The organism is Maribacter sp., from assembly GCF_049667165.1.
In the GTDB taxonomy this organism is placed as follows: domain Bacteria; phylum Bacteroidota; class Bacteroidia; order Flavobacteriales; family Flavobacteriaceae; genus Maribacter_A.
The window spans coordinates 1-9,705 of the sequence record NZ_JBATHS010000152.1; the positions used below are offsets into that span (position 1 = coordinate 1).

General features: G+C 41.9%; 8 protein-coding genes and 1 pseudogene. 2 read left to right on the top strand and 7 right to left on the bottom strand.

Features of this window, described 5'->3' with window-relative positions:
* On the top strand, positions 1-1,037 hold a 1,037-nt coding region (locus tag WBM98_RS07760; protein WP_424365453.1), incomplete at its 5' end, for a beta-galactosidase small subunit.
* A gap of 55 nt (positions 1,038-1,092) precedes the next feature.
* Here the strand turns inward: WBM98_RS07760 and WBM98_RS07765 are convergent.
* From WBM98_RS07765 to WBM98_RS07795, 7 genes are all read right to left on the bottom strand, one after another.
* On the bottom strand, positions 1,093-2,829 hold the full coding sequence (locus WBM98_RS07765) for a sodium:solute symporter (RefSeq protein WP_424365454.1): 1,737 nt from the start codon (positions 2,827-2,829) through the stop codon (positions 1,093-1,095).
* A 105-nt stretch (positions 2,830-2,934) separates the two neighbouring features.
* Positions 2,935-5,466: a PIG-L family deacetylase gene (locus tag WBM98_RS07770; protein WP_424365455.1), complete on the bottom strand. Its 2,532-nt coding sequence runs from the start codon at positions 5,464-5,466 to the stop codon at positions 2,935-2,937.
* An 82-nt stretch (positions 5,467-5,548) separates the two neighbouring features.
* Positions 5,549-6,082 (bottom strand): mechanosensitive ion channel domain-containing protein, encoded by a 534-nt coding sequence (locus WBM98_RS07775; RefSeq protein WP_424365456.1) that lies wholly within the window; start codon positions 6,080-6,082, stop codon positions 5,549-5,551.
* A gap of 3 nt (positions 6,083-6,085) precedes the next feature.
* Complete coding sequence (locus WBM98_RS07780; protein WP_424365457.1) at positions 6,086-7,033, bottom strand: septum formation inhibitor Maf; 948 nt, start codon at positions 7,031-7,033, stop codon at positions 6,086-6,088.
* Positions 7,034-7,065: 32 nt separating this feature from the next.
* Positions 7,066-7,653, bottom strand: coding sequence for a Maf family nucleotide pyrophosphatase (locus WBM98_RS07785; RefSeq protein ID WP_424365458.1), 588 nt, complete (start codon positions 7,651-7,653; stop codon positions 7,066-7,068).
* 2 nt (positions 7,654-7,655) lie between these two features.
* A complete protein-coding gene (locus WBM98_RS07790; protein WP_424365459.1) occupies positions 7,656-8,183 on the bottom strand; it encodes a KdsC family phosphatase in 528 nt (175 codons plus the stop codon).
* Positions 8,167-8,931, bottom strand: a complete 765-nt coding sequence (locus WBM98_RS07795; protein WP_424365460.1) for a Rossmann-like and DUF2520 domain-containing protein — start codon at positions 8,929-8,931, stop codon at positions 8,167-8,169. Before WBM98_RS07795 ends, WBM98_RS07790 begins: the two co-directional genes overlap by 17 nt.
* Before the next feature lie 220 nt (positions 8,932-9,151).
* Here WBM98_RS07795 and WBM98_RS07800 point away from each other — a divergent pair.
* A pseudogene (locus WBM98_RS07800) lies at positions 9,152-9,705 on the top strand (cytochrome C biogenesis protein); the annotation flags it as partial.

Sequence of the window (9,705 nt, forward strand, 5' to 3'; positions counted from 1 at the left end):
ATACCAAGCAAGCAACTCCTTTGGTTCCTAGGGATCATTTGATGGCCTACGGGCAATTTCAACTTAGCGATTATATCCCAAGGACATTTAGAACGGCTGATAGTGGTGACGGTCTCGAAATCACCTCGGAAAATAAAAACATCATTATCAAAGGAGATGGATTCGAAGTTCGATTCGATTCGGAGAAAGGGGTGCTTACGTCGATAGATTATGGGCAGGGTAACATTCTCATCGAGGGAATAACAGCAAATTTCTGGAGGGCGACCACCGACAATGATTTTGGGTATGACATGCCCAAAAAACTGAAACCTTGGAAAGACGCTACCCAGAATCAAGAATTATCGAAAATGACCGTTGATGCCACAAACGGAAATCAGACCATGGATGCTATGAAATTAAGTGAAAATCCTTTTAAAATCGAAAAGGGAACCATTCGCGTTCGGTCCGATTTTGCCCTGGCCGATGTACACGGGGGGGTAAGTATCTTCTATGATATCAATGACCAGGGCGAGATTCGGGTCACCACACAATTATCCAATATTAGCGAGGACTTACCTGTATTACCTCGGTTTGGGACCAATTTTATCATAAAGAATGACTATCAACAGGTGAATTGGTATGGGAGGGGTCCTCACGAAAATTATCAGGATCGTAAAACTGCTGCTTTGGTCGGTACTTATGAAGCAACTGTCGAAGACCTATATTATCCCTATATACGGCCACAGGAAAATGGGAATAGATGTGATGTGCGACGGGTGTCATTTAGGAGTGCATCTGGAGAGGGTATTGAGGTATATGCGCCAAAGACATTCGATTTCAGTGCCCACCATCAGTACAATGCCGATTTTGATGCCGGTGACGCGAAACAGCAACGGCATACCTTCGATATAGTAAAACGCGATCTCGTCAACATTAATATCGACTATAAACAAATGGGTGTTGGTGGGGATAATAGCTGGGGATTGATGGCCTTGGATAAATACCAGATCCATCCTAAGGATTTATCTTTTAGTTATATTATACGACCCTTAAAATAGCGTTGGCAAACCAACACAACTTTTCAATCGGTGTTTTCATCTTCAGGGTTACATTCTAGGGCTGTATGGGTGGTTTTTTCAGTAATCTGTCAAATGCCTCGAACAGAAATGAGAATATGATGACCAGTGCGGCTCCTATGAAGTTCAACCATAAATAGCCCAATTTTTCCTGGCCGGCAGGGTAGATATGAATGAGATTGTAGTATGTGATACAAATCAAGATTTGTGTAAGAATCGCTGCAATGAAAACGGCATTCCCTTTTACATATTTAAAAAAGAAGGCCAAAAGGAATATCCCTAGGACATTACCGTAAAATATACTACCGATGATATTCACCAATTGTATCAAATTATCAAAAAGGTGGGCAATACAGGCAATTAGAATTGCGATGATCCCCCATAGCAAGGTAAAGGCTTTGGAGACGCGAACATAATGCTTATCTGAAAAATGCCTTGGCGATGTACCTCGTTTGTACAGATCGAGTGCCGTAATGGTACCCAACGCATTCAGTTCAGAGGCGGTGGATGACATGGCTGCGGATAAGATCACGGCCAGTAGCAGTCCTATGAGTCCCTTAGGTAGATTATTCAGAATAAAATGTATAAAGACATAATCCTTATCATTGGTTTCGATAGAATCATCCGCGAGGTTGATCAACGTTTTGGCAGCGACCCTATTCGTACTATCTTTTCTATTAATATCGATGACCTGCATTTTGGCGGCTTCAATGGCCGTAAATTCCTTAAGATCCAGAGCAATTGCAAATTTATTCTGGGCAATCACCTTTTCTGATTCCAGTTCCCGTTGACGCTGTTGTAAAACTTTGTAGTCATTCGCGTATTCCGAATTCATGACCTCATTCGTGGCCGCAGGATTAAAGTTCAAAGGCGAGGGATTATATTGATAGAAAACGAAAACCATGACCCCGACCAATAAAATGAAGAATTGCATCGGAATTTTAAAAATTGCATTGAAAATGAGGCCTAATTGGCTTTCCCGTACCGATTTACCGGATAAATATCGCTGTACCTGACTTTGATCTGTGCCAAAATAAGCCAATGCCAAAAATAGTCCACCAGTGATGCCGCTCCAGAAGGTATATCGGCTTTTCGTATTGAAACTGAAATCAAGGATATTGAGCTTATCACTTGCTCCTGCTATCTTCAGGGCCTTTCCTAGGCCTATATCATTGGGTAGATAGCCTAAGATGAAGAAAAAGGCCATGAACATGCCGACCATAATGATGAACATTTGTTGTTTTTGCGTTACACTGACCGCTTTTGTACCGCCAGAAACGGTATAAATGATGACCAGCGTACCAATAATAATGTTCAAGGTTCTTAAATCCCACCCAAGAACGGCAGATAGTATTATGGAAGGGGCGAAAATCGTAATCCCTGCGGCCAAGCCACGCTGCAGTAAAAAGAGTATGGCCGCAAGTGACCTTGTTTTTACATCAAATCGATTTTCTAGGAACTCATAGGCCGTATAAACCTTTAATTTGTGGTAGATAGGGACAAAAACCAGGCATATGATGATCATCGCCAAGGGAAGTCCAAAATAGAACTGCACGAAACCCATACCATCATGAAATGCTTGGCCCGGTGTTGACAAAAATGTAATGGCGCTCGCTTGGGTGGCCATGACCGAGAGGCCAATGGTCCACCATTTCGATTCGCTTCCTCCTTTTACGTAATCGTCTACGTCCTTACTGCCCCTGGTTTTCCATACCCCATAGGCCACGATGAACAAAAGTGTTCCTGAAAGAATTAGCCAATCTAAAGTCCCCATATTACATAAAAGCTGTCATAAGATAACCAAAAATCAAGATGTAGATGATATTCAAGATCAAAACCAGCGTATATTCTTTTTTCCAGATGAGTTCGTTTTCCATATTCAGCCTTTTATAGGGGTCTTTTTTTTCAAATTTTCCTTGCCAACAGAAAGCATATTGGCAAACAGTTTATAAGCTCCAGGTACTCCGGCCGGTAATTCCCTAAAGAAACTTAGGCCTGTATAAATGTAGTTTCCTTTGCCATAGGGGGCAATCAAAAGTCCTCCGGTCTTTGCGGTTTCACCTTCATCGTTCATCGATAGTATCGGGGTGAAATGGGCATCCCATTCATTGGGAAAATAGAGTCCCCGTTCTTGTACCCAGCCTTTAAAATCGGCTTCAGTGATTTTATTGGGATAATTGACCAGTTCATGGTTCTTTGCAATGATATCGACCCTTGAGTTCTCATCGGTTACCCTGTCCCTAGATAAGGTAAGCGGATAGGGGGCAATATCCTTGTACTGTGCATCCCATCGGCCTGCCGTATTGTATTGTATGACCAAATTGCCGCCATTCGCCACATAATCAAGAAGGTATTTTTGTTTGAACCTTAATTCCGGAACCACATTGTACGCCCTAATACCCACAACTATCGCACCATAGTTGTTCAATGTTTCGGCATTAATCGAATTTGGATCTATAAGATGTACTTGGTAGCCAATTTGTTCTAAACTTGTGGGTACTTCATCACCTGCGCCCACAATATATCCGATATGTTCCCCTGCTTTTTGGATATCCAATCGTACTACCTTTGCCTCTGAGGGCAACAAAACGGATTGGGTGGGGATATGGTCATAGGCAATGGTGACCAATTCTTTTGCTATTTCCTTGCCGTTTATCTTGATGATGGGGGAAATATAATTTTCATCCTCATGAGATGGCGGTGTCAATTCAAAGAATACGATTTGTTCGTCCCCTTTTTTTGCGATGGAAAAAGGCTTGCTTTTCTGTTCTACATTCCATCCTTGGGCATAACAAAAAACGACTTCCCCTTTAATGCTGTCGCGATGTGCTTTAATGGTAACCGGGATATTTTTCGGTGTACCGTCCGCAAAAATGATGACCTTATCCTCAAAACGGGCCGTGGCTTCTGGCATAATTTCAAATGGTTGGTACAATTCACCCTTGTCAGGTTTCGAATATCGGTGGATTACCGGTTTTGTAATGGTAATTGGGTATCCGTCAAAATCCAAATTAAAATGGGCCATGAATGCAGGTGGGGTTTCCGGATTTCCAATCAATTTGGGATTTTCAACCGTATACATACCCAGCGTTCCTTTCTTGTTCAACCAATATGGGTTCGTGTAACTAATGTTATCCGGAACTCGAAGATCGAACTTTAAGTCGTGTTTTACATTATTGGCAAGTACGATATCCTTGTCCTTTGAAATTAGATCACCTATGGCCATCGATTTTAGTTTGATCTTGGCATTACTGCGATTCAACACCTCTATATCAATGGTTACACTACTTCCGGGATTGGCCATTGGATTTTCTGAGGAGGCTTCTAGATACAATCCGGTAATTGAGGCAATGATAGCTTCCAATTCCTTGGTCTTGATGGTCTTCCAATGGGTATCGGTGATATCCTGTATCATTTGATGGGCCTGCACGAGTTCCTTTACGTGTGTTGAGGGATCCTTGAAATTGAAGTTCTTCTCTATCCCATAAAGGAGGATGCCTACGGCTTCGCCACCTTCAACCCGCGACCACGTCGTATCTATTCCATCGAAAACATCCTTTTTATCCTGAGGCAAATCTCCTTTCAATAATTCAATATACTCATTCTCACTACCCCGGGACATCAATCTTCCAAATCCTTGGCAGCGATGCTGACTGCTGGCCAAAGAGGCAATTTCATTGTTTGAAAGTCCAAGCATCGGATAATAGATACCAATGTCAAAGCTTAGCATGTTTGATTTATCAGCCGCTGCGAATTTTTCCTCGCTTCCGTAAAACCACCAAGATGTATTGAAAAACAATCGCTTGGGATGCCAGACGTTGAGCTCCCCTAATTGTTCGGGATAGGAGGTAGGGTCTCCGGCAAGATCAAAAGCGGCAACGCTCAAAATAGCCGATGACGTATGGTGGCCATGGGTCGAACCAGGGGTCCTGTGGTCGAATCTATTGATAATGACATCGGGTTTGAACGAACGTATCATTCGAACTACATCCCCTAAAACGGTATCCTTATTCCAAATTTTCAAGGTTTCTTCGGGATGTTTTGAGTAGCCAAAGTCAACGGCCCGTGTAAAAAACTGCTCCCCACCATCGATGCGCCGCGCCGCCAAGAGTTCCTGTGTACGCAAAACCCCTAAAAGCTCCCTTAATTCGGGACCAATAAGGTTTTGCCCCCCGTCGCCCCGGGTAAGGGACAAATAGGCCGTCCTCGCCTTTACTTCATTCGATAGGTAGGATATCAACCTAGTATTCTCGTCATCTGGATGTGCGGCAATATATAAGGCAGAACCCAGAAAATTCAATTTTTGGATGGCATGGTAAATTTCTGAGGAAGAATTCTTTTTGGGTGCTTGGGCAAAAGAGGTACAGAAAAAAAAGAGGATTCCTAGAAAGGATACCAATATCTTGCGCATGGTTTTGTTTTAGTTGGTTTATAAAGATATAAAGAAACACAAGTAACGGACAACATTTACGTTTTCTTTAACAAGATACCCTTTATAGGGTGTCATCGTCCGAAAGACTGTTTTTTGCTATCAATGCCACCCCTTTTTGCAACATAAGGTTATTGGGGTAGGTTACCAATTCACCATTGTCCTTTCTTAAGTATACATGAAAGGCCTTGATATCTAGGATATCGGCTTCATCGGGAAAATCTCCATCCAAAATCCTAATACGATCCCCTATTTTGAACGGGAAGGAGAAAAACAGGATGACACCGGCGGTAATATTGCTTAGGATAGACCATGATGCAAATAGGGCAACTCCGATAACCGCAAATATCGATGAAAACAATAGCCCGATTTCCTTAAAATTAACCCCCCAAATAAAAATGCAGGCCCCAATACCTATGGTAAAAAGCCCGATATTCACATATTTAATGATCAACCGCGTACGCGCTTGGTTCAAATCACTGATCCGACCAATTCTTCGAATCGCCTTCGTACTCAAATATTTCAGAATTATAAGTACAACCAGCGCTATGACCGTTGCCAATATTTCTTGATGGTATATGACAATGAATTCTTCCATTAATTATAAGCCTAAAGTGTCGCGCAAAGATAAACTGTTATTTCCATTCTGTCGCCAATAGGGGGTTTTTAAAGTTTTGATTTTAGTGGCCTTAGAGACCATTACCTTGGCGTTGTCGCCAAACCCGCTTGTTAATGAATCAGTCCAACTTTCGATGGTATATGGGAACATAGCAATGAAGTTGATCACCACGGTTCTTTGTAAGGTCGGATATATTATTGTATAGGTACTACCACCGGTGGCAGTCTCTAAAGAAGCCATGGCCTGATACGCTTTAATCTCCTTATGCGACATCCTAAGAAATTCGAAAGAAGGAATCATCTCAAATTTACCCACGGGTAATGCTGAGGGATTTATTCTGATCTTGTTCCAAATTTCGTTTTCGAGGACGTTCTTTTCCAACTTTAAATCACTATCGCCTTCCTTTTCGAAGTAGGAAAAGGATTTGATATTGAAAGTCTCCCGATTGTTCAATTGGGTAAAAACATGGCCACACCATTCTTGGGCAGAAAAAGTAACTTTCATGGCATGTTGATTATCTTCTACCGGATAAAAACTGCTCGTCATAATCGAATACGGATAAATTCCGGTAAGATACTTTTTAGTAGTATTCAGCTTTAATATGGGAATATTCGAAGGGTTCTCTTGATCCGCTTTTACTTGTTGGTCAGCAACAAAAGGTTCGGTCACGAAAATCAATACCGCTTTTCCTTCCCGTAGTTCTCCATAATGGGCCTGTTGCAAGGCATATGAGGTTACTTCGGCATTTCCGGCATACCAATACTCCTTGAATGCTGACGATAAGGGTTTTTTGGAACCGGGTTCAATGGCTGTTTTATTACTTGCCATATCAACACCTTTCTGATTATTATTTTCCTTACAGGATGCGAACAATGCGAAAATGGCCGCATAAAGCAGCCCTATCCTTACCAATCTTAACCAGTTCTTCATAGACGTGTTTTTATAAAACTACTTAAAATCGGTTAACCGACCATATTCATTAACGTTTTGTAAACTAAATGGGTGGGCAACCCTACGACATTGGTATAGGAGCCCTGTATTTCCTCGATACCTATGAGTCCGATCCATTCCTGAATCCCATAGCCACCAGCCTTGTCAAAGGGTTTGTATTTCTCCACATAATACACGATTTCCGCTTCGCTAAGTGCCGTGAATTTCACCTTGGTGGTGTGGTTTATTGTTTTTTGTGTGGTTTTGGTCGTAAAAGTGACCGCGGTGATGACCTCGTGCCAATCATTTGACAATGCCTTAAGCATGGCGATTGCTTCCTTTGTGCCTGCAGGCTTGGCCAAGGAATTTCCCTTATGCCAAACGACCGTATCCGAAGTGATCAGGATTTCCTTGTCCGATAGGGAACCTCTCAAGGCATTGGCTTTCAGTTCAGCCAGATAATCAGCTATTTCACCCCCTTTCAATACCGGAGGGTAACGTTCTTCCACCTCCTTCAAGCGCACTTCAAAGGTGAAACCCATATCCTCAAAGAATTGTTTTCTTCTCGGGGAGCCAGAGGCCAAAATAATCTTGTTTCCATTCAATTGAACCATAAACATAATTAAGCATTGGCATCGTTAAAATCTGTGAACCAATCCCCGCGTACCTTTAAGACTTGTTCAATAACATCACGAACACATCCATCCCCACCGTTTTTATGGGAAATATATTTACATACGGCTTTTACTTCCTGTACGGCATTCTGGGGACAAGTCGGTAACACTATCTTTTGCATAGGGGCGATGTCTGGTAGGTCATCCCCCATATACAGCACATTTTCTGGAGAAATGCTATAGACGTCCAAATATTCACCCAGCGGCTCTGCCTTATTATGGGCGCCCATATAGAAGGTAGTTACACCCAAGCCCTTTAAACGCGCTTTAACCCCTTCATTGGTGCCTCCAGTTATAATACAAACGTTATATCCTTTATTTACGGCAGTTTTAAGGGCGAAACCGTCTTTTACGCTCATTTTGCGCAAGAGCTCACCGCCAGAAGTTACCAAAACGGTTCCATCGGTAAAAACCCCATCCACATCGAACACAAACGTGGTAATATCCTTTAAATATTGCTTATAACTTTTTTCCATAGGTTGTTTGAATTGATTTGCTTAAAAGGGAATATATTTTTTTATGATTTTCACTTTTCAATTGGGACAGATGTTTTTTAAGCGTACCCTTATCGTTTCTTCGCGCGGGTCCCGTTTGCGCATCGTAAGGGGATAAGCCCTCAAGTTTATCGGCGGTTTCCTTGATCAAGGGAAGCAATAATTTGAAGGGTACATCTTTCTGATCACAGAATTCATGGGACAGGTGATACATGTGGTTTGTGAAATTATTTGCGAAAACTGCTGCCAAATGCAGGGCTCTTCTTTTTTTGCTATTCAGTGGAACCACCGTTTCAGATAGGGCGGAGGCCAACTGAGTCAATAGCCTAAGACCATCATCATCACTTGCTTCAATACAAATGGGAATCTCCTTAAAATCGAGGACCCTGTTTTCACTAAAGGTTTGTAGTGGATAAAAGACGCCCCGACCCATCCTGTTTGGCAATAGATTCATGGCAACACTACCCGACGTGTGTACCAATATCCCTTGTGTCAGGTTCAATTGCTTTGACAATGTACCGATGGCATCATCGCTAACGGCCAACATATAAACATCAGCGACCATGATATTGGATAGTTCCGATGTGGTTTTTGTATAGGGCTCAAAATACCTTAAGGCTTTAGGATTACGACCGTAGACCTGCACGACTTCAAGACTGTCTTGCGCCTTGAATGCCTTGTACAAATGTTTGGCAACATTACCTGTTCCTAGGATGACAATACGGATCATAATGCGAAAATAACCATATAATTAATCTAGTGGACTATTTTTAGTAAGTATCGAACCTTTGTTCGCCAATATTATGGAAAGGGGCAATTATAAAAAACAGCCTTTTTTTATGTTGGATTATTCGTGCTGCATTCAAAACTTCGAGCTTTGTTAAAAGACCTTTTAATGTATTTAAAATACTGTATTTTTGCACTCTGCATAAAACAATTACGAAGCATTTATGAAGGATTTGTTCAAAAAAATATTTTTTTCTACCCGCTTAATGGCGGTTTTGTTTATCGCATTTGCAACGGCCATGGCCTTTGGTACGTTTATCGAAAGCTGGTATAGTACGGAAACGGCAAGGATATGGATCTATAATGCCACTTGGTTCGAGTTGATCATGGTATTTTTCGTGATTAATTTTGTGGGCAATATCTTCAAATATAAACTCCTTAGAAAGGAAAAATGGCCCGTATTACTTCTACACCTCTCATGGATTTTGATCATTCTAGGTGCCTTTGTCACGCGATATATCAGTTTTGAGGGTATGATGCCTATTAGGGAGGGAAGTTCCGAAAGTGTTTTCTATTCGGACAAAACCTTTCTTACCGTTAAAATGGATGGTGAGATCGATGGGGAACCTCGCAGAAAAATACTCGAAGATGACCTTATTGTAACACCTGAGGCCCTTAAGTCAAACCTGCCATGGCATGTTGATTTTAATGGACAGCCCGTCACCATAGCCTATGTTGATTTTATAAAAGGGGCAAAAAGGGGCTTGGTACCCGATGA

Coding starts and splice junctions, on each gene's coding strand:
- WBM98_RS07770 (WP_424365455.1), bottom strand. CDS start 5,466: ATGCGCAAGATATTGGTATCCTTTCTAGGAATCCTCTTTTTTTTCTGT.
- WBM98_RS07795 (WP_424365460.1), bottom strand. CDS start 8,931: ATGATCCGTATTGTCATCCTAGGAACAGGTAATGTTGCCAAACATTTG.
- WBM98_RS07775 (WP_424365456.1), bottom strand. CDS start 6,082: ATGGAAGAATTCATTGTCATATACCATCAAGAAATATTGGCAACGGTC.
- WBM98_RS07785 (WP_424365458.1), bottom strand. CDS start 7,653: ATGTTTATGGTTCAATTGAATGGAAACAAGATTATTTTGGCCTCTGGC.
- WBM98_RS07790 (WP_424365459.1), bottom strand. CDS start 8,183: ATGGAAAAAAGTTATAAGCAATATTTAAAGGATATTACCACGTTTGTG.
- WBM98_RS07780 (WP_424365457.1), bottom strand. CDS start 7,033: ATGAAGAACTGGTTAAGATTGGTAAGGATAGGGCTGCTTTATGCGGCC.
- WBM98_RS07765 (WP_424365454.1), bottom strand. CDS start 2,829: ATGGGGACTTTAGATTGGCTAATTCTTTCAGGAACACTTTTGTTCATC.